General features: G+C 68.1%; 10 protein-coding genes and 12 pseudogenes. 9 read left to right on the top strand and 13 right to left on the bottom strand.

The genetic code is table 11. The features are described 5' to 3' along the window. Positions 1-12 precede the first annotated feature (12 nt). Positions 13-752, bottom strand: a pseudogene (locus G6N16_RS21415) (acetoacetate decarboxylase family protein). Positions 753-795: 43 nt separating this feature from the next. Beyond that, a pseudogene (locus G6N16_RS21420) lies at positions 796-1,823 on the bottom strand (LLM class F420-dependent oxidoreductase). A 57-nt stretch (positions 1,824-1,880) separates the two neighbouring features. On the opposite strand from G6N16_RS21420, the gene G6N16_RS21425 reads away from it, so the two are divergent. The 5 genes and pseudogenes from G6N16_RS21425 to G6N16_RS21445 all read left to right on the top strand — a co-directional run bounded on the left by G6N16_RS21425 (position 1,881) and on the right by G6N16_RS21445 (position 6,836). Beyond that, positions 1,881-2,882, top strand: a complete 1,002-nt coding sequence (locus G6N16_RS21425) for a Zn-ribbon domain-containing OB-fold protein (RefSeq protein ID WP_083030924.1) — start codon at positions 1,881-1,883, stop codon at positions 2,880-2,882. Between the two features lie 10 nt (positions 2,883-2,892). Beyond that, a complete protein-coding gene (locus G6N16_RS21430) occupies positions 2,893-3,960 on the top strand; it encodes a thiolase family protein (RefSeq protein ID WP_083030923.1) in 1,068 nt (355 codons plus the stop codon). Beyond that, positions 3,960-5,149 (top strand): annotated as a pseudogene (locus tag G6N16_RS21435) (thiolase domain-containing protein). Before G6N16_RS21430 ends, G6N16_RS21435 begins: the two are co-directional and overlap by 1 nt. A 94-nt stretch (positions 5,150-5,243) precedes the next feature. Further along, positions 5,244-6,384, top strand: a pseudogene (locus G6N16_RS21440) (Rieske 2Fe-2S domain-containing protein). 29 nt (positions 6,385-6,413) lie between these two features. After that, entirely contained in the window at positions 6,414-6,836 is a 423-nt protein-coding gene (locus G6N16_RS21445) for a hypothetical protein (protein ID WP_083030932.1), read from the top strand. A gap of 23 nt (positions 6,837-6,859) precedes the next feature. Here G6N16_RS21445 and G6N16_RS21450 read toward each other — a convergent pair whose 3' ends face one another. The 5 genes and pseudogenes from G6N16_RS21450 to G6N16_RS21470 all read right to left on the bottom strand — a co-directional run bounded on the left by G6N16_RS21450 (position 6,860) and on the right by G6N16_RS21470 (position 11,252). After that, positions 6,860-7,387 (bottom strand): alkylhydroperoxidase, AhpD family, encoded by a 528-nt coding sequence (locus tag G6N16_RS21450; RefSeq protein WP_083030920.1) that lies wholly within the window; start codon positions 7,385-7,387, stop codon positions 6,860-6,862. Between the two features lie 3 nt (positions 7,388-7,390). Further along, positions 7,391-7,978: a peroxiredoxin gene (locus G6N16_RS21455; protein WP_083030919.1), complete on the bottom strand. Its 588-nt coding sequence runs from the start codon at positions 7,976-7,978 to the stop codon at positions 7,391-7,393. A gap of 98 nt (positions 7,979-8,076) precedes the next feature. Next, positions 8,077-9,268 (bottom strand): annotated as a pseudogene (locus G6N16_RS21460) (sulfotransferase family protein). A gap of 72 nt (positions 9,269-9,340) precedes the next feature. Further along, positions 9,341-10,123, bottom strand: coding sequence for an SDR family oxidoreductase (locus G6N16_RS21465; RefSeq protein ID WP_083030916.1), 783 nt, complete (start codon positions 10,121-10,123; stop codon positions 9,341-9,343). 4 nt (positions 10,124-10,127) lie between these two features. After that, positions 10,128-11,252, bottom strand: a pseudogene (locus G6N16_RS21470) (hypothetical protein). A gap of 97 nt (positions 11,253-11,349) precedes the next feature. Here G6N16_RS21470 and G6N16_RS21475 point away from each other — a divergent pair. Further along, complete coding sequence (locus tag G6N16_RS21475; protein ID WP_083030913.1) at positions 11,350-12,270, top strand: IclR family transcriptional regulator; 921 nt, start codon at positions 11,350-11,352, stop codon at positions 12,268-12,270. Positions 12,271-12,321: 51 nt separating this feature from the next. On the opposite strand, the gene G6N16_RS21480 is transcribed toward G6N16_RS21475, so the two are convergent. The 5 genes and pseudogenes from G6N16_RS21480 to G6N16_RS21500 all read right to left on the bottom strand — a co-directional run bounded on the left by G6N16_RS21480 (position 12,322) and on the right by G6N16_RS21500 (position 15,769). After that, the gene (locus G6N16_RS21480) at positions 12,322-12,558 is read right to left on the bottom strand and encodes a hemophore-related protein (protein WP_163787943.1); all 237 of its coding nucleotides are present in this window, start codon (positions 12,556-12,558) and stop codon (positions 12,322-12,324) included. Further along, the gene (locus tag G6N16_RS21485) at positions 12,555-12,911 is read right to left on the bottom strand and encodes a hypothetical protein (protein ID WP_163787944.1); all 357 of its coding nucleotides are present in this window, start codon (positions 12,909-12,911) and stop codon (positions 12,555-12,557) included. The genes G6N16_RS21480 and G6N16_RS21485 overlap by 4 nt, the downstream gene beginning before the upstream one ends. A gap of 141 nt (positions 12,912-13,052) precedes the next feature. Continuing rightward, positions 13,053-14,045 (bottom strand): annotated as a pseudogene (locus tag G6N16_RS21490) (4-hydroxy-2-oxovalerate aldolase). Continuing rightward, positions 14,042-14,968, bottom strand: a pseudogene (locus tag G6N16_RS21495) (acetaldehyde dehydrogenase (acetylating)). Before G6N16_RS21495 ends, G6N16_RS21490 begins: the two co-directional pseudogenes overlap by 4 nt. Before the next feature lie 15 nt (positions 14,969-14,983). Further along, complete coding sequence (locus G6N16_RS21500; RefSeq protein WP_083030909.1) at positions 14,984-15,769, bottom strand: 2-keto-4-pentenoate hydratase; 786 nt, start codon at positions 15,767-15,769, stop codon at positions 14,984-14,986. A gap of 64 nt (positions 15,770-15,833) precedes the next feature. On the opposite strand from G6N16_RS21500, the pseudogene kstD reads away from it, so the two are divergent. From kstD to G6N16_RS22065, 3 pseudogenes are all read left to right on the top strand, one after another. Then, positions 15,834-17,512: pseudogene (gene kstD / locus G6N16_RS21505) on the top strand (3-oxosteroid 1-dehydrogenase). A gap of 5 nt (positions 17,513-17,517) precedes the next feature. Further along, a pseudogene (locus tag G6N16_RS21510) lies at positions 17,518-18,376 on the top strand (MaoC/PaaZ C-terminal domain-containing protein). 199 nt (positions 18,377-18,575) lie between these two features. Continuing rightward, positions 18,576-20,032 (top strand): annotated as a pseudogene (locus tag G6N16_RS22065) (PPE domain-containing protein). On the opposite strand, the pseudogene G6N16_RS21520 reads toward G6N16_RS22065, so the two are convergent. Further along, positions 20,029-20,770 (bottom strand): annotated as a pseudogene (locus tag G6N16_RS21520) (thiolase C-terminal domain-containing protein); the annotation flags it as partial. The pseudogenes G6N16_RS22065 and G6N16_RS21520 overlap by 4 nt on opposite strands.

Below are 20,770 nucleotides of genomic sequence, written 5' to 3' on the forward strand. Positions count from 1 at the left end.
ATTGATCTCCCCCTACTGCGGAATCTCTTGTGCGTCGCCGAAACTCATCTCGACGTTATCGGCGGTCTGGCTGAGGAAGGCGCGTTTGGGCAGGCCGAGTGCGCGCAGTTCGTCGGCGTACGGGTGATCGCCGAGTCGCAACCGCACCCCGCCCGGGCGCATCCGCACCCCGGTGGCCCGCGAATCGCCGAGGGTCTCCCGGGTCACCCCGTCGGTATGCGAATAGGTGCGGTAGACGGTCGGCTTGCCGGCAACCGCATTCGGCACCGGGACGCCGGGCCGGAACTCCAGATCGGCGATCAGCCGGCCGTCGTGGCTGACGTTGAAGGCCATCTCGTCGGCGCCGCGGACGGCGAACGCGGCACGGACCTTGGGGTAACCCCAGATGGTGCGCCCGGCCTCCAGGGTGAAGTCCTGGTCGACGGGCAGGTGGTGGATGAACGCCCCGGCCTCGGCCAGCCTCCGCGGCCCGCTCAGGGTCTGCCCCGGCGGGTTGACCATGACGTTGGTGCCGTACTCGAAGTACTGGCCCAGATCCGAGTCGGTGTAGTGCATCAGCATCAGCACGACGACGGCCTTGCCGGGACGCAGCCGGAACACCCGCAGCCCGCTGTAGTCGATCATCGCCTGCGCCGCGCCGGGCGTCGACGGCGAACATCGCCGTGCGCTGGCGGGCCCGGCGCACCCGCACCGGCATGGTCAGTTCGGTGCCGGGCGATGACGTGGCGGGATACGGGCGCTGTGTCGGCCATCACGCCAATCTAGAACGTGTTCTAATCCCGGCGCAAGGACGGGTTACATCAGCGCGGCGAGGTCGTTGATCTGCTCGACGGTCTTGGCGCCGACCACCATCATGGTCACGCCGGACGCCTGCCACGCCGCGATCTGCTCACGCACGTAGTCGATGTTGCCGACGATCGCGGCGTCGTCGACCAGTTCGTCGGGGATGACGGTGGCGGCTTCGTCCTTGCGGCCGGAGCGGAACAGCCGGGTGACGTCGTCGACCACCTCGGCGTAACCCATCCGGCGGTACACGTCGGCGTGGAAATTGGTGTCCTCGGCACCCATGCCACCCATGTAGAGCGCCAAGAAGGGTTTGATGGCGGCCAGCACCGCGGGCCGGTCGTCGGTGACCACCACCTGCGCGGTCGCGCAGATCTCGAAGTCGGCGCGGCTGCGCCGGGCGCCCGGGCGAAGCCCTCGTCGAGCCATTCGTTGTACATCGGTGCCAGCCGCGGGGAGTAGAAGATCGGCAGCCAGCCGTCGGCGATCTCGGCGGTCATCGCGATGTTCTTCGGCCCCTCCGCACCCAGCATGACCGGGATGTCGGCGCGGAGTGGGTGGGTGATCGACTTGAGTGGTTTGCCCAGGCCGGTGGCGCCCTCGCCGGTCAGCGGCAGCGGATAGTGCGGGCCGTCGCTGGTCACCGCGGCCTGCCGCGCCCACACCTGGCGCAGAATGGAAATGTATTCGCGGGTCCGGGCCAGCGGTTGGCCGAATTTCGCGCCGTACCAGCCCTCCACCACCTGCGGCCCGGACACGCCCAGGCCCAGGATGTGCCGGCCACCGCTGAGGTGATCCAGGGTCAGGGCGGCCATTGCGCAGGCGGTCGGGGTGCGCGCGGACAGCTGCACCACCGAGGTGCCCAGCCGCAGCCGGGTGGTCTCCCGACCCCACCAGGCCAGCGGGGTGTAGGCGTCCGAACCCCACGCCTCGGCGGTGAAGACGGCATCGAAACCGGCGGCCTCGGCCGCGGCCACCAGTTCACCGTGATTGGTCGGCGGCTGCGCGCCCCAATAACCCAGCTGCAGTCCAAGCTTCATTCCTGCGCCCTTCTCCGGTCCTTGCGACACTTGTTAGAACCTGTTCTACTCGATGCCGTGAATGCCAGTGCTGCCAACCCTGCGCAGATCGACGGCCATCAGCCGCCGCTGACCGCGCCGCTGAAACTGTCCTTCGACTACACCCGTTCGGTCGGTCCGGTGCTCGGTGCGTTCTTCACCGCGCTGCGCTCACGACGCATCGTGGGCACCCGCGGTTCCGACGGCCGAGTGTTCGTCCCGCCTGCCGAGTATGACCCGGTGACCTACCAGCCGTTGACCGAGGTGGTCGAGGTGTCCCCGGTCGGCACCGTGGTGTCCTGGTCCTGGCAGTCCGAGCCGCTGGACGGCCAACCGCTGGACCGGCCGTTCGCCTGGGCGCTGATCCGTCTCGACGGAGCCGACACCGCGATGCTGCACGCCGTCGACGTCGCGGAGGGTGCACTGCGGACCGGCGACCGGGTGCACGCGCACTGGGTGGACGCGCCGGTCGGCGCCATCACCGACATCGCCTACTTCTCACCCGGCGAGGACGCCGAGCCGGCCGCCGAGGCCGACGACCGCGACCCGGTGCGGATGCTGGTGGTGCCCTCGCACATCGAGATCGAGCACAGCGCCTCGCATCCGGAAGGGGTGTTCCTGCGTGCCTTGCAGCAGGGCAAGCTGCTCGGCGGCCGCACCAAGGTCGGCCGGGACGGCAAACCCGGGCCGGTGTACTTCCCGCCCAAGGAGGCCGACCCGGCCACCGGAATGGAACTCGACGAGTTTGTCGAGCTGCCCGACCGCGGCACCGTCACCACGTTCGCGATCATCAACATCCCGTTCCCCGGGCAGCGGATCAAGCCGCCGTATGTGGCGGCCTATGTGCTGCTCGACGGCGCCGATATTCCGTTCCTGCACCTGGTGACCGAGATCGACGCGGCCGAGGTCCGGATGGGCATGCGGGTGCAGGCGGTGTGGAAACCCCGCGAGGAGTGGGGCCTGGGCATCGACAACATCTCGCATTTCAAGCCCAGCGGCGAACCGGACGCCGACTACGACACATACAAGCACCACCTGTAAGGGATCGAGAATGACAACCAGTGCCCGCGACGTGGCCGTCGTCGGTTTCGCCCACGCTCCGCACGAACGCCGCACCGACGGCACCACCAACGGTGTCGAGATGCTCATGCCGTGTTTCGCCAGCCTGTTCGCCGAGTTGGGCCTGCAGCAGACCGATATCGGTTTCTGGTGTTCGGGTTCCTCGGATTACCTTGCCGGACGGGCATTCTCGTTCATCTCGGCGATCGACTCGATCGGCGCGGTGCCGCCGATCAACGAGTCGCACGTGGAGATGGACGCCGCCTGGGCGCTGTATGAGGCTTACATCAAGATCCTGACCGGTGAGGTCGACACGGCGCTGGTATACGGCTTCGGCAAGGGCAGCGCCGGCAACCTGCGCCGGGTGCTGGCCCTGCAGACCGACCCGTATACCGTTGCGCCGCTGTGGCCGGACTCGATCTCGATGGCCGCGCTGCAGGCCCGGGCCGGGCTGGATTCGGGTTCTTGGACCGCCGAGCAGATGGCCCAGGTGGCACTGGATTCGTTCGCGGCCTGCCCGCGGGTCGATCGGGTCGAGCCGGCCGCGACGGTCGCCGAACTGCTGGACCGCCCGCTCTACGCCGATCCGCTGCGTCGGCACGACATCGCGCCGATCACCGACGGCGCCTCGGCGATCGTGCTGGCCTCGGCCTCCCGCGCCCGCGAATTGCGGGAGAACCCGGCCTGGATCACCGGTTTCGAGCACCGCATCGAGACACCCGTCCTGGGCGCGCGGGATCTGACCACCTCGCCGTCCACGACGGCCTCGGCGCGGGCGGCCACCGGTGGGGACACCGGCTTCGACGTGGCCGAGCTGCACGCGCCGTTCAGCCATCAGCAGCTGATCCTGGCCGAGGCCATCGGCCTGGGCGCCGGCACCCGGATCAATCCGTCCGGCGGTGCGCTGGCCGCCAACCCGATGTTCTCCGCGGGCCTGGAGCGCATCGGTTTCGCCGCCCGGCACATCTTCGACGGCACCGCCGGCCGCGTCCTGGCCCATGCCACCAGCGGCCCTGCGCTGCAACAGAATCTGATTGCCGTCCTGGAAGGTGCCAACTGATGGCCAACAAAGCTGCGGTCCTCGGTACCGGGCAGACCCGCTACGTCGCCAAGCGCACCGACGTATCGATGAACGGCCTGGTGCGTGAGGCCATCGATCGTGCGTTGGCCGATTCCGGCGCCACCATGGCCGATATCGACGCCGTGGTGGTCGGCAAGGCGCCGGACTTCTTCGAGGGCGTGATGATGCCCGAGCTGTTCATGTCCGACGCGACCGGTTCGACCGGCAAGCCGCTGATCCGGGTGCACACCGCCGGTTCGGTGGGCGGCTCGACCGCGATCGTCGCGGCCAGCCTGGTCAAGTCCGGCAAGTACCGCCGAGTGCTGACCATGGCCTGGGAGAAGCAGTCGGAGTCCAATGCCATGTGGGCGCTGAGCATTCCGGTGCCGTTCACCAAGCCGGTGGGCGCCGGTGCCGGCGGCTACTTCGCGCCGCACGTGCGCGCCTACATCCGTCGCTCCGGTGCGCCGAACCACATCGGCGCGATGGTGGCCGTCAAAGACCGGCTCAACGGGGCCCGCAACCCGCTGGCGCATCTGCACCAGCCGGACATCACCGTGGAGAAGGTGATGGCCTCGCCGATGCTGTGGGACCCGATCCGCTACGACGAGACCTGCCCGTCTTCCGACGGTGCGGCGGCCATGGTGATCGGCGACGAGGCCGCCGCGGACGCCCGGGTGGCCGACGGTCACCCGGTGGCCTGGATCAACGCAACCGCGCTGCGCACCGAGCCGCTGGCCTACGCCGGACGCGATCAGGTGAACCCGCAGGCCAGCCGGGACGCGGCGGCGGCGCTGTGGCGCGCGGCCGGGATCGACAGCCCGATCGACGAGATCGACGTGGCCGAGGTGTACGTGCCGTTCTCCTGGTACGAGCCGATGTGGCTGGAGAGCCTGGGGTTCGCCGCGGAGGGTGACGGCTGGAAGCTGACCGAGGCGGGCGAGACGGCGATCGGCGGGCGGATTCCGTTCAACCCGTCCGGCGGGTGCTGTCATCGAACCCGATCGGCGCCTCGGGCATGATCCGGTTCGCCGAGTCGGCGATCCAGGTGATGGGCAAGGCCGGCGATCACCAGGTGCCCGGAGCCCGCAAGGCGCTCGGTCACGCCTACGGCGGCGGTGCCCAATACTTCTCCATGTGGGTGGTGTCGGCGGACAAACCCGCGGGGGACCTGGGAACGGGACCTTAGTCACCCGTTTAACCAGGTGAAGCCTGCGTTATTGCGTCCCGACGGGTACAAACTGTAACGTGTTCTAGTTAGAGGGCAAGGACTGGGAGGCGTCATGGCTACGGAGACCGCTGCGGGTATTCGCGATATCGACACCGGTGATCTGCCGGACCGCTACGCACGCGGCTGGCACTGCCTGGGCCCGGTGGCGTCCTTCCGGGACGGGCAGCCGCACAGCGTGCACGCGTTCGGCACCAAGCTGGTGGTGTTCGCCGACTCGAACGGCGACCTGCAGGTGCTCGACGGCTACTGTTTACATGGGCGGCGACCTGTCCCAGGGCACCATCAAGGGCGACGAGGTGGCCTGCCCGTTCCACGACTGGCGCTGGGGCGGCGACGGCAAGTGCAAGCTCGTCCCCTACGCCAAGCGCACCCCGCGGCTGGCCCGCACCCGCAGCTGGCACACCGACGTGCGCGGCGGGCTGCTGTTCGTCTGGCACGACCACGAGGGGAACCCGCCGCAGCCGGAGGTCCGCATCCCCGAGATGCCGGAGTACGACAGCGGCGAGTGGACCGACTGGAAGTGGAACTCGATGCTGATCGAGGGCTCCAACTGCCGCGAAATCATCGACAACGTCACCGACATGGCGCATTTCTTCTACATCCACTTCGGGCTGCCTACGTACTTCAAGAACGTCTTCGAGGGCCACATCGCCAGCCAGTACCTGCACAACGTCGGCCGCCCCGACGTCAACGACATGGGCACTGCCTACGGTGAGGCCAGCCTGGATTCTGAGGCGTCCTACTTCGGCCCATCGTTCATGATCAACTGGCTGCACAACACCTACGGCACCTTCAAGGCCGAGTCGATCCTGATCAACTGCCACTATCCGGTGGATCAGAACAACTTCATGCTGCAGTGGGGCGTCATCGTGGAGAAGCCCAAGGGGCTCGACGACGCCACCACCGACAAACTGGCCACCGCGTTCACCGAGGGCGTCAGCAAGGGCTTCCTGCAGGACGTCGAGATCTGGAAGCACAAGACCCGCATCGACAATCCGCTGCTGGTCGAGGAGGACGGTGCGGTCTACCAGATGCGGCGCTGGTACCAGCAGTTCTACGTCGACGTCGCGGACGTGACGCCGGAGATGACCGACCGGTTCGAGCTCGAGGTCGACACCACCGCGGCGGTGGCCAAGTGGAACATCGAGGTCGAGGAAAACCTGGCGCAGCGCGCGGCCGAGCAGGCACAGTGACCCCCGACGTCGACCGGATCGCCCGGTCGATGGTGGCGCTGCACGGCGGTCATGACGATCACGATCACCCGCCGGCTCCCGGCGACGCCGTGCACGACGCCCGATCATGGAGCAAGGCACCGGATTTCGCCGGCGACCCGGATCGGGCCGCGGCCGTGCACGCGGCCACCGCGGCCGACCGGCAACGCTATCTGACCGCGGGCCTGACCCCGGTGGACTGCCGGTTCTGCCACGCGACGGTGGCGGTGCGCAAACTCGGTCCGGAATATACGGCCGTGCAGTGGAATTCGGGCTCGACGTCGCAGTGCGCGCATTTCGCGGCCATTCGCGAACAGGGCGGCAATCCCAGCCGGGAGCGGTCCTGCCCGCGGCTGTCCGACAGCATCAAACACGCCGTCGCCGAGGGATGCCTGGAAGCGTTCTCCAGTGCGCCATCCCCCGGCGACGGGTGATTGTTCTTTTGTGACAGGCGGTTTTACGCCAGGGCGTCGGCGACGGCCAGCGCCTGGCCGACACCACCGATGATCGACGCCACCCGGATCGCCTCGAAGATGGCGGTCTTGGACAGCCCACCCTCGCGGACGACCGCCTCGTGGGAGGCGACGCAGTGCTCACAGCCGTTGATCGACGACACCGCCATCGACCACAGCTCGAAATCGACCTTGTCCACGCCGGGGTTGCCGATGATGTTCATCCGCAGGCCCACCCGCTGGTCATCGTAACGACCGTCCAGGTAGCCCCGGGCGCGGTAGAACACGTTGTTCATCCCCATGATGGCGGCCGCGCCGAGAGCGGCGTTGTAGGCCTCCTCGGAGAGGATGTCCAGGGCGTCCTCGGTGATCTCCTTGATCAGCCGCGGGTTGCGCGTGGCGGCCGCAGTGGCCACCAGCGCTCCCCACAGCTGCTGCTCGTTCAGCTCGGTCGAGCGGACGATCGAGCCGAGGTTGAGCTTGAGATCCTTGGCGTACTCGGGAAGTGCTTCCTTGAGTGCGTCGACGCTCAAGGTTTACACCGCCTCGTTGAGCAGCTCGCCGACGTTCAGCGTCGGGTCGCCCTTCTTCCAGTTGCAGGCACACAGCTCGTCGGACTGCAGCGCGTCGAGCACACGGAGCACCTCGTCGACGTTGCGGCCGACCGAGCCGGCGGTCACCGACACGAACTGGATGACGTTGTTGGGGTCGATGATGAAGGTCGCGCGGTCGGCAACACCGTCGGCGTTGAGCACACCCGTGGCCGCGACGAGCTCACGCTTGAGGTCGCTGGCCATCGGGAACGGCAGCGTCTTGAGGTCCTCGTGCTGGGCACGCCACTGGAAGTGCACGAACTCGTTGTCGATGGAGACACCGATGACCTTGGTGTCGCGGTCCTCGAAGTCGTCGTTGGCCTTACCGAAGGCGGCGATCTCGGTCGGGCAGATGAAGGTGAAGTCCTTCGGCCAGAAGAACACCACGCGCCACTTGCCGGGGTTGTCGTCGCTGGTCACGGTGGTGAAGTAGTCATCGGGCGACTGGGCGTTGACGGCGGACAGGTCGCCACCGACCACCGCGGTCATGTTGTAGGCCGGGAACTCGTCGCCGATCGTCAGCAAAGGCATGTCACACTCTCTCACATTGGATTGAATCAAGTTTACGACTCCATTGTGCCCACAAAGCCCTGGCCGCGAAAGGGCCTTTCGGCCCTCTGTAAGTAAGCTCACAATTGGGCGAAGCGCTCCCGCACCTGCTCCACCGTCAAACCGTAGTCGGCCAGTGAATACTCATGTTTCGGTGCCCGCGGGCCGCGCCGGCTCTCGTCATGCATGTCGACCATCGCCGTTCGCGCGTCCTCGGTGAGCTCCAGCCCGAAATGCCCGTAGATACCGGCCACCGTCGCGATCGGATCCGCGACGAACTCCCGGTAGTCGACATCGCAGAACTGCGCCGGATCGTGCCGGGCGCGCTCGGCGTTGAACAGCTCAAGGCCCCGCGACCAGGTGTCGAGGGCATCGGCGCCGATCTGCGCTCCGACGAAGCTGTTGGACCAGCCCGCGGTGGTGTGCGCCGACAGGGAACACATCGAGGCCATGATCGTCTCGGCGGGCCGGTGGCACTGGACGACGAGCGCGTCGGGGTAGGTGGCCATCAGCGCGTCGAGGGCGAACAGGTGGCTGGGATTCTTCAGCACCCAGCGCTTGCCGACGTCGTTGAGCCCGATCAGCTGCAGGTTACGGCGGTAACGGGCATAGGATTTCGTCCAGTCCCGGTCGGCCAGCCAGTGCGCATAGCTGGGCAGGTGCGCCAGCGTCTCATAGGACACCGAGTGGAACGACTGGCGCAGCAGCTGCCAGCACTCCTCCACCTCGGCCGCGGACATGAAATGCAGGCCCAGGTATTCCGGATCGTCGTTGTGCGCCTTGGCGAATTGCTCCTCGAGACGCGAAAACCGGGTCTTCCGACCAAGTTTCCCGCGGCGGGCGCGGCTGCGGGAACTCAGCCAGCCACAGCTGAAGCCCCTGATGGGCGGGGTCCGCGGTCAACAGCCGGTGCAGCGCCGTGGTGCCGGTGCGCGGCAGCCCGGTGACGAAGATCGGCCGCTCGATCGGCACCTGCGCGTACGACGGGTTGGCCTTCCAGGAGGCCTCCGACATCAGCCGGGCCACCAGCGCATTGCGCAGGAAGAACCGGCTCATCTTGGAGCCGAGCTCGGTCAGGTCGGCGTCGCGGCGGTAGGACTCCAGCAGGACCGCCAGCGCCTCGCGGTAGTCGTCGTCATCGGACCCGAAATCATCCAGGCCGACAGCCTTGGACGCCGAGGCGTGCAGATCCTCGACGGTCCCGACATCGGTACGGGGGGAGCTCAGGCTCATTCGCTCACTCCTCCTCGCTGCTCGTTCCTCGCAGCGCATCGTCGATTCGCTGGGCTCATTCGCTCACTCCTCCTCGCTGCTCGTTCCTCGCAGCGCATCGTCGATTCGCTGTCATGCCTTGTACTCCCCGCAGTTCACGTCGAGGGTTTGCCCGGTGATCCCGCTGGACAGATCGCTGGCGAAGAACAGGATGGCCGAGGCCACCTCGTCCTCGGTGGGCAGCCGCTTGAGGTCGGAGGAGGCGGCCGTGGCGTCGTAGATCGCCTCGACCGTGGTGCCGTACTTGCCGGCCTGGTGGGCAAAGTAGCCCTGCAGCGTCTCGCCCCAGATATAGCCCGGCACAACCGAGTTCACCCGGATCCCCTGCTCGCCGAGCTCGGAGGCCAGCGACTGGGACATGGCCAGCAACGCCGATTTGGCCATCTTGTAGGCGCCGTACTTGGGCTGCGAATGCCGGATCACCATCGAGTTCACGTTGACCACCGAGCCTTTCGTGCCGGCCAGCGCTTCGGTGAAGCCCTGGGTCAGCCGCAGCGCACCCAGCACGGTCAGCTCGATGGCGTCGCGGATGTGGTCGAAGCTGGTGACGGCCAACGGTTTCATCGAAGGCACCCGGAAGGCGTTGTTGATCAGGACGTCGACCCGGCCGTAGGCGGCCAGCGACTGCGCCACCAAGTTGTCCACCTGATCGGCGTCGGTGATGTCGGTGCCGACGCAGACCGCCCGGCGCCCCAGCTCGGCCACCTCGGCGGCGACGGCTTCCAGCCGCTGCACGGTGCGCGCGGCCAGCACCACATCGGCCCCTGCCGCGGCGGCCCGACGTGCCAGCGTCGACCCCAGTGCGGGGCCGACCCCGCTGATCACGACGACCTTGTCGTCCAACAGTCCGCTCATCGGTTTACCCCAGCATCCTTTCGGCGATCTGACGCTGCCGCAACGCGATTCGCGCACGCCAGCCCTCCGGTGAAATCCGGTTCGATTGGTGGTACGGCAGCACCCGGTCCAGCTGGTCGACGTCGACCACCTCGACGGTCGGTCCGTCGTCGGCGGTGAGCTCCCGCGACAGCCGCTGCCAGCGGAACTGCAGATAGCCACGGCGATGGCCCAGCGTCTCGCACCAGTTGGTCAGGCCCGGGTCGGTGTCGGAGACGACGATGCGGACCTTGCCGTCCGGATCGGCCTGCGCCTGGGTGCCGTTGAGCGAGGTCTGGTGGTTGATGTAGTCCAGCGAGATGTACCAGAGGCTGCCGAGCTGAAAACCCAGATAAGGCGCGTCGGTGACGGGCAGGGTGATGACCATGGCCTGATCCGGCCGCAGGTCGTAGTGCCCGACCGAGGAGTACTGGGTGGCCAGTCCGCCCGGGGTGAGCCGCGGTGCCACCATGGTGTTGACCGGCAGGTTGAGATAGAACCACTGCGGGAACATCAGCCAGGTTTTGACCCGCTGTACCAGCTGTTTTCCGGCCACCGCGTAGCGCTTCGATCATTGCGCGGTCCAGCGGCGCCGGGGCGGTGCCCGCGGTGTCGGTGCGCTCGACGGTGATGTACCCGCGCCGCGCCGACCAGTCGTTGTAGACCTCGCGGATCAGCAACTGCGACGGCGTTTCCGGGGTGATCCGCCACTCGAAGCTGCCGTCCTCGGCGATATCGAGCTCCCGGTCATCGAACGCGGCCTGGCTGGCCGGCACCTGCGCATCGGTGTACTCGCCGCCCAGCAGCTGGAAGCTCAGATCGGTGGTCTCCCCGCGTCTGCCCCGCACGACGTACTCGTGCCCGGCGGCCACCCGGGTGCCGAAGTACAGGGTGTCCGGGTTGTCCAAGCCCATCTTGGTGAACGGCCCGGTGCCCGACTGCAGGAAGGGTAGTCGCGGTCATAGTCGAAGGCCAGGTGAATGCAGCCGGAGATGCAGCCGGCCAGATACTGCAGGCCCTCCAGCAGGTCGGCCTCGGTTTCGATGTGCGGCGCTTCGGCGACCAGGGATTCGGCCTCGGCGATGGCGTCGATCAGGGGTTGGGAAAACATCGGACTCCCATGTTGTTCCAATATCCTACCGATGCGGTAGATTCTTGTACTGACAGTAGAACCTGTTCCAGTCGTCGTCAATCGCGGAGGTCCCTCGATGTCGGTTGCCCAGGAGGCCGGCGGCACGCGCCGCAGCTCGCCGCCCACCGAGCGGGTCGTCGCCGTGCTGGAATTCCTCGCCGCCCACCCGAACGACCGGTTCGGTCTGTCGGAGCTGGCACGCCGGGCCGGCATCACCAAGCCCACCTGCCTCGGCATCCTGATCACACTCACCGAGGCGGGCTACCTGGTCCGCGACGACGGCGACAACGGCCGGGACAAGACCTACCGGCTGGGGCCGGCGCTGATCGCGCTGGGGCATCGGGCCCAGGAGGCGATGCGGGTCAGTCCCGCCGCCCGTGCCGAACTGCGCTGCCTTGCCGCCGAATTCGGCACCGGCGCGGCGGTGTCCGCGGTGATCGACGACCGGATCACTGTGCTGGATCTGGTCGGGCCGCCCGGCGTCGACGTCGGCGTGTCCGTCGGCCAGTCCTACCCGTTCGCGCCGCCGGTCGGGCTGATGTTCGTGCTGTGGGACCCGGCCGCACTGCGGGCCTGGCTGGCCAAGGCACCCACCGTGCCGTTGCGCACCGACTCGGCCCGGCTGGATCTCGTCGTCGACTCCTGCCGGTCGGCCGGCTACCTGGTGGAACGGCTGACCCCGGCGGGCCGGCGACTCTATTCCCTGATGGCCGGGGTGTCCGGCACGCTGCCCGACGAGTTGGTGGCCCTGCTGGGTGAACTGGTCGCCGATATCGGCGAGCGGGTCTACCTGCCCGGCGAGGCGCCGGCTACCCGTCACGACGTCAGCGTCATCTCCGCCCCGGTCTACGACCACCACCAGCGCCAGGTGATGGTGGTGTCACTGCACATCGGGCATGCGCTGACCGACGCCGAGATCACCGCGCGGGCCCGGGCGCTGGTGGCCACCGCGGATCGAGTGACAGCGCAGCTGGCGGGCAACAAGCCGAGCCCGTGAAACGGCGAACGCCGGCCCCCGGGAACGGGGACCGGCGTCGACGGTGCCGGATCAGAGCGACGCGAGCGCAGCCAGGGCGTCGGTCGGCGAGACCTGCAGACCGCAGCGGTCCTTGAACGCGTTCAGCGGCGCCTGGATGCCGCGGATCGCATTGGCCTCGGTCGGGTGCTCGTTGAAGTAGCTGTCCATCTGGCCCACGGCGACGAACGCCGGCTGACGGGTGATCTCGATCAGCGCGGAGTTGGTGTCGGGGTGCTTGGTCAGGTAGTCGGCCAGCGCGGTGTTCACCGAGGCCGAGGTCTTGGCCAGCGCGGCCGCGTTGCAGTCGCCGTCGGCGGCGGCCGCCGGGTCTCGTTGGCGGAGCTCGCCGGGGACTGGTTGGCCGAGCTCGCCGGGGTCTCATTGGCCGAGGTGGCCGGGGCCTCGTTGGCCGAGCTGGCGGGAGACTGGTTGGCCGAGCTGGCCGGGGACTGGTTGGCCGAGCTGGCCGGCGCCTCGTTGGTGGACGGCGTCGGGTTGGACGGCGAGTTGGGATCGGCGAAGGCCGACGGGCCCATAACGGCGGATCCGGTGGCGACGCCGATGGCGGCGACGGCGGCGAACACGCCCATGCGGGCACGGGTCACGGTAGGACGGGTCACATTCACTCCTGATTTCTTCGGCGGTTCCCAGCGGGAAACTCACAGCCGTTTTGCGGCGTTCTCACCAGGTCTCTCGTTGCGCCGGCGCCCGGTGTTACATCCGGCGCCCGGATCAGGCCGCCGCGACCGGCCGTCACCCACCTACCTGGTGGGGGTGACGACCTTGCCCTCGGCCATCTCCCGCTTGATCTCCAGGGCGATGTCGATCAGCTGGTCCTCCTGGCCGCCGATCAGCTTGCGTTGCCCGGCCCGGTGCAGCAGCAGGTGCGGTGGCACCCCGTAGCGCTCACCCTGGCGGATGGCGTGCTTGAGGAAGCTGGAGTACACCCCGGAATACCCCATGATCAGGGCATTGCGGTCCAGCAGGCACTCGGTCGGCATGGCCGGGGCGACCACCTCCTCCGCGGCGTCGGCGATGTCGAAGAAGTCGATCCCGGTCTTGACACCGATCTTGTCGAACACCCCGATCAGCGCCTCCACCGGCGCATTGCCCGCACCAGCCCCGAAGCGGCGGCACGACGATCTGGCGGGCCCCGGCGCGCACCGCGAGTTGGCCGACCGAGGTTCTCGTGCCCGTCCCGACCTGGGCGTCCCAGCCGCTCGGCGAGACCCGGTCCGACACATAGCACGCACGAGCAGCGCGGCATCGGCCATGATCCGGGCCTGAGCGGCCAACTTCTCCGGGCTGATGGTGTGGCTCATCATCAGGAACCCGACGGTCTCCAGCCCCAGCTCGCGCGCCAGCCCGAAGTGCTGGATCGACACGTCGGCCTCGGTGCAGTGGGTGGCGATCCGGCAGATCGAGCCACCGTTGTTCTGCGCCTCCTTGATGTCCTCCTTGGTGCCGACACCCGGCAGCATCAGGAAGGCGATCTTGGCGTCCTTGGCGGTCTCGGCCGCCAGCTTGATCAGCTCCTGCTCCGGGGTCTTGGAGAACCCGTAGTTGAAGCTGGATCCGCCCAGGCCGTCACCGTGGGTGACCTCGATGACCGGCACCCCCGCGGCATCCAGCGCCCCGACGATGGAGCGCACCTCGTCGGCGGTGAACTGATGGCGCTTGTGGTGCGATCCGTCACGCAACGAGGTGTCGGTGATCCGCACGTCCCACAAATCGCTCATGAAAATCTCGCTCATCGGACAACCCCCGTGCTCTGCTCGGCCATCTGCTTGGCCATTTCCTCGCCGACCTTGGTGGCCGCCGCCGTCATGATGTCCAGGTTCCCGGCGTAGGGCGGCAGATAGTCACCCGCGCCCTCCACCTCGACGAACGTGGTGACCATATGGTTGCCGCCGTTGACCACCGAGGGCTCGTCGAACTGCGGTTCGTTGAGCAGCCGGTAGCCCGGCACGTAGGTCTGCACCTGGGCCACCACGTCCTTGATCGACGCGGTGATCGCATCCTGGTCGGCGTCCTCGGGGATCGCGCAGAAAATGGTGTCGCGCATGATCATCGGCGGATCGGCCGGATTCAGGATGATGATCGCTTTACCGCGCGCCGCACCACCGATGGTCTCCACACCCGCAGCCGTGGTCTTGGTGAACTCGTCGATGTTGGCGCGGGTGCCCGGCCCGGCCGACGCCGAGGACACCGACGCCACGATCTCGGCGTAGGGCACCGTCCCACCGCCGGCGGTCACCGCACGGTTGACCGCGTACACGATCGGGATGGTCGCCTGCCCACCGCAGGTGATCATGTTGACGTTCGGCGCATCCAGGTGCGCATGCAGATTCGCGCGGGATCACCGCCGGGCCGACCGCGGCCGGGGTCAGATCGATGGCCCGGATGCCTCCGCATAACGCGGCGCTGCGGCCCGGTGCACGTACGCGCTGGTCGCCTCGAACAGGATGTCGGGCTTCTCATCGAGTTCCAGCAGCCAGTCCGCTCCCAGGTGGCTGGTCTCCAGCCCCAGTTTGCGGGCCCGCGCCAGGCCCTCACTGTCCGGGTCGATACCGACCATCCAGCGCGGCTCCAGCCACTCCGACCGCAACAGCTTGTACAGCAGGTCGGTGCTGATATTGCCCGACCCGACGATGGCGACCGACGCCTTTTTTGCCATGTCCCTACCCGCTCCCTACTCGAACGACAGCCGAACCGACCCCAGGCCGGTGAAATCAGCGACAAACTCATCCCCCGGACGCGCATCGATGGCTCGCATGCACGCCCCCGGCAACACCACGTCCCCGGCACGCAGCCGCACCCCGAAGCTGTCGACCTTGCGCGCCAACCAGGCCACCGCGGTCACCGGGTTGCCCAGCACCGCGTCGCTGCGACCCTCGGCGATGACCTCACCGTTGCAGCGCAACACCGCGTCGATGGCGGTGATATCGATGTCCTTGGGCGACACCCGCCCGGTGCCCAGCACCCAGCCCGCGGAGCTGGCGTTGTCGGCGATGGTGTCGCACAACTTGATCTGCCAGTTCTTGATCCGGGTATCGATCAGCTCGATGGACGGGGCGAACGCCGCGGTGGCGGCCAGCACGTCGTCCTCGGTGCAGTTGGCGCCGGGCAGGTCGTCGGCGAGGATGAAGCCGACCTCCACCTCCACCCGCGGATACAGGTAGTTGGCGACGGGCACCGGGATGTTCTCGAACACCGCCATGTCGTCGAGCAGGTGCCCGTAGTCCGGTTCGTCGACGCCCATCATCTGCTGCATCGCGGCACTGGACAGGCCCACCTTGTGGCCGATCACCCGGGCGCCCTCGGCGACCCGCTGACGGATGTTGATCAGCTGGATCTCATAGGCGTCGACCACGTCGATGCCCGGGTGCCCGGCGGTCAGGGGGTCGATCGCGACCCGGCTCCGCTCGGCCTCGGCAAGGTCGGCGGCGAGCTCCGCACGGGTCTGGGCAGCCAGCATTTTGCTAATTCCCCTCGTATTGGTCGACCGGGACAGTTGTCCCTGCACCGCGTCATTCTATAACGTGTTCTACATGAGTCAGGAGTTCGATGTCGTAGTGGTCGGCAGTGGTGGTGCCGGCATGGTCGCCGCCCTCACCGCCGCCCATCACGGTCTTTCCACAGTAGTTGTTGAGAAGGCCCCGCACTACGGCGGTTCCACCGCCCGCTCCGGTGGCGGAGTATGGATCCCGAACAACGAAGTGCTGCGCCGCGACGGAGTCTCCGACACGCCTGAGGCGGCCCGCACCTACCTGCACGGGATCGTCGGCGACGTGGTGTAAGCCGAGAAGATCGACACCTACCTGCAGCGCGGCCCGGAGATGCTGTCATTCGTGTGCAAGAACTCCCCGCTCAAGCTGTGCTGGGTGCCCAACTACTCCGACTACTACCCGGAGGCCCCGGGTGGGCGGCCCGGCGGCCGCTCGGTGGAGCCGAAGCCGTTCGACGCCCGCCGCCTCGGTGAGGACATGGACGGCCTGGAGCCCCCCTACGGCAAGGTGCCGCTGAACGTGGTGGTCATGCAGCAGGACTACGTCCGGCTCAACCAGCTCAAGCGGCATCCGCGCGGGGTGCTGCGCAGCCTGAAGGTCGCCGCGCGCACCATGTGGGCCCAGGCCCGGCACAAGAACCTGGTGGGCATGGGCCGTGCACTGATCGCGCCGCTGCGGGTGGCGTTGCGCCAGGCCGGGGTCCCGGTGCTGCTCAACACCGAGCTGACCGACCTGTACGTCGAGGATTCCGTGGTGCGCGGCATCTACGTCCGCGACACCAACGCGCCCGAGGATGCCGAACCGCGGTTGATCCAGGCCCGGCGCGGAGTCATCCTGTGCAGCGGCGGTTTCGAACACAACGAGGCGATGCGGCACAAGTACCAGCGCGCCCCGATCACCACCGACTGGACCGTCGGCGCCGTCGCCAACACCGGCGACGGCATCGTGGCCGCCGAAAAGCTCGGCGCTGCACTCGAACTCATGGAAGACGCCTGGTGGGGCCCGACGGTCCCGCTGGCGGGAGCGCCGTGGTTCGCACTGTCGGAACGCAATTCGCCCGGGTCGATCATCGTCAATGCGTCGGCCAAACGGTTCATGAACGAGTCGATGCCCTACGTCGAGGCCGTCCACCACATGTACGGCGGCAAGTACGGCCAGGGCGACGGACCGGGTGAGAACATCCCGGCGTGGCTGATCTTCGACCAGCAGTACCGCGATCGCTACATCTTCGCCGGACTGCAGCCCGGGCAGCGGATCCCGAAGAAGTGGACGGAGTCCGGGGTGATCGTCACCGCCGCCGGACCCTCGACGAACTCGCCACCGCGACCGGCCTGCTAAGCCGTGCGCCACAACGGTTCAACGGGTTCGCCGAGACCGGTGTCGACGAGGACTTCCACCGCGGCGAAAGCGCGTACGACCGCTACTACGGCGACCCGACGGTCAAGCCCAACCCGAATCTCGGCAAGATCGGGCATCCGCCGTACTACGCCGCCAAGATGGTGCCGGGCGATCTGGGCACCAAGGGCGGGGTGCGCACCGACGTGTACGGCCGCGCGCTGCGCGACGACGACACGGTGATCGACGGTCTGTACGCCGCCGGTAATGTCAGCTCACCGGTGATGGGCCACACCTATCCCGGACCGGGCGGCACCATCGGGCCCGCCATGACCTTCGGATACCTGGCGGCCCTGCATGTCGCTGGAAAGGCCTGAACCCCATGCCCATCGATCTCGACGTCGCCATCGGCGCCCAGCTGGAGCCGGTTGAATTCTCCTGGACCAGCAGTGATGTCCAGCTGTATCACCTGGGTCTGGGTGCCGGCTCAGATCCGCTGGACCCGCGCGAACTGCGTTACCTCATCGACGACACCCCGCAGGTGCTGCCGACGTTCGGCAACGTCGCGCAGACGTTCCACCAGACCACCCCGCCGGAGGTGAAGTTCCCCGGCATCGACATCGAGCTGTCCCGGGTGCTGCACGCCAGCGAGGGCATCAGCGCACCCGGACCGATCCGCCGACGGGCACCGGTATCGCGGTCACCACGTTCACCGAGATCTGGGACAAGGGCAAGGCCGCGGTCATCTGGTCGGAGACCGCGGTGACCGATCCGTCCGGCACCCTGCTGTGGACGCAGCGCCGTTCGATCTTCGCCCGCGGCGAGGCGGCTTCGGTGGCGATCGGGGCCCGTCGACCAGCGCCGAAACCCCCGACCGCGCACCGGATCTGGAGATCGACATCCCGACCCTGCCGCAGCAGGCGCTGCTGTACCGGTTGTGCGGTGACCGCAACCCGCTGCATTCAGATCCCGCTTTCGCCTCCGCGGCTGGCTTCCCCCGACCGATCCTGCACGGTCTGTGCACCTACGGGATGACGGCCAAGGCGCTGACCGACGCGCTGGTCGACGGCGACGCCGCGGCCGTCGGTTCCTACAGTGCGCGGATGGCCGGTGTGGTCTTTCCCGGCGAGACCTTGCACCTGTCCGCCTGGAAGACCGACGCCGGATACCTGGGCACGCTCACCGTGCCGTCGCGGGACAACGCGGTGGCGCTGTCCGGGGTGGAGTTCAGTCCGCGCTAGCACCCGGGGCCCACCGAACGACGTTCACGCCCCCCGTTCCGCAACCGCGGAACGGGGTCTCGTATGCGCGGACGCTTAATTGAAAATGATTTTCATGTTAGATAAGGTCGGCGGCGCACAGGAAAGCCAATCAGCCGGAGAAGCGAGGACCGCGTCGTGCACCGACCATCGAGGGCCGGACGGTGATCGCCCGGTGTGGATGGCCTCGCCCCGGAGGTGCACTCGGCGGCGCTGAGCAGCGGACCGGGCCCGGCCCGCTGCTGTCGGTCGCGGCCACCTGGTCATCGTTGGGCCTGGAGTACGCCGCCGTCGCAGAGGAGTTGCGCGCGGTGCTGGCAAGCACCCATACGACGGCCTGGCACGGCCCCAGTGCCGAGAGGTACGTCTTTGCCCACGAGCCCTACCTGGCCTGGCTGACGACGGCGGCCACCCACAGCGCGGGCATGCCGCCCGGCACGAGACAGTGGCCTCGGCCTACACCGGCGCCCTGGCCGCCATGCCCACGCTGGCCGAACTGGCCGCCAACCACGCCGCCCACGGTGTCCTGGTGGCGACCAATTTCCTTGGCATCAACACGATCCCGATCGCGCTGAACGAGGCCGACTACGTGCGTATGTGGATCCAGGCGGCGACCGCGATGGCCACCTACGATGCCGTCTCCCAAGCTTCGCTGGCGTCTGCCCCGCAGAGCAGCGCCGCGCCGCCGATCCTGCACCACGACGAGCACGACCACGACGGTGACCACGACCACGACGGTGACCATGGCGATCATGACCACGACCATGACCACGGCGGAATCCACGACGGCGATCTGGATCCGACCGACCCGCAGTGGTGGCTCGACTTCGGTGGCGAACTGGGCGAATTCGCCGAGATCATCCTGACCGACCTGCTGACCAACCCGGCCGCGCTGCTGACCGACCTGCCGATCATCATGGCCGACCTGACATTTCACGCCAGCCAGCTGGCCGCCGCTGAGCCAGTTCGCGTAGGCCTGATCCAGTAGGCCCTCGGCCTGGCCATCACCAACCTGGGGTGGGCAATCGGCCTGGTAAGCGGTAACGTCCAGCCCGGCCTACCGACTCGCCACCGATGCGCTGCCTCCCGACCCGGTGGCCGCAACGAGCACGGGAAGCACGCCCACCAGCGCCACCGGCGGCGCCGCGACGACGCCCACCGGTCCCCCGCCCGCGTCGGCCTCCGCAACCTCTGCCGCACCCACCTCGGCCGCCCCGGCGGCTCCGGCCGCCGGGCCGGTCCCGGGTTCGTCCCGCCCTATGTGATCGGGCCGCTTTCCGCCTTCGGCCGGGCCGGGTCGCCACCGCGGCCCGCGGTCCGCACGGCACCGAAATCCGATGACGCCGCCGAGGAATCCGTCGCGGCAGCCCGGGACCGGGATCGGGCACGGGCCCGACGGCGCCGGGGCGCTCGCACCCCCGGCAACGAATTCACCGATCTGACAGCGGGTATCGGCGTTCTGCCGGAAACCTCGGCCCAGGAATCCGACAGCGGTGTAAGCGCCTGGGGTTCTCCGGGGTGCAGACCGACCCGGTCGGTGTGCCGGCGAGCGGTCTGACCACCCTGGCCGCCGACGACCTGGGCCGCGGACCGACCGTTCCGCTGCTACCTGAGGGCTGGCGCGACGAGACCGGCTAGCCCAGGATCAGGCCGAGGTGGGCACGCCGGTGTAAGCGGTCACCAGCACGTGCTCGACGCCCGAGACCTGGTTGACCGAGGTACCGCGCAGCTGGCGCACGGCCTCGGCGATGCCGTTCATGCCGTGCAGGTAGCCCTCGCCGAGCTGGCCGCCATGGGTGTTGATCGGCAGCCGTCCACCCAGTTCGATGGCGCCATTGGCGATGAAGTCCTTGGCCTCCCCGGCGCCGCAGAAGCCGAGCTCCTCCAGCTGCAGCAGCGTGTAGGGGGTGAAGTGGTCATAGAGGATCGCGGTCTGGATGTCGGCCGGGGACAGTCCGGACTGCGCCCACAGCTGGCGGCCGACCACGCCCATCTCGGGCAGGCCGAGTTCGTCGCGGTAGTAGGAGTACATGGTGAACTGGTCCGCACCGGCGCCCTGGGCGGCGGCCTCGATGACCGCGGGCCGATGCCGCAGATCGCGGGCCCGCTCGGCGGTGGTGACCACGATGGCCACCCCACCGTCGGTCTCCTGGCAGCAGTCCAGCAGGCGCAGCGGGTCGGCGATCATCCGCGAGTTCTGGTGGTCGGAGATGGTGATCGGCTTGCCGTAGAAATGCGCCTTGGGTTGGTGGCGGCGTGTTTACGGTCGGCGACCGACACCGCACCGAAATCGGCGCTGGTGGCGCCGTATTCGTGCATGTAGCGCCGGGCGATCATGGCGACCGAGGCGGCCGGGTGCTCAGCCCGTGCGGGTAG

It is taken from the genome of Mycolicibacterium insubricum, from assembly GCF_010731615.1.
Lineage (GTDB): Bacteria > Actinomycetota > Actinomycetes > Mycobacteriales > Mycobacteriaceae > Mycobacterium > Mycobacterium insubricum.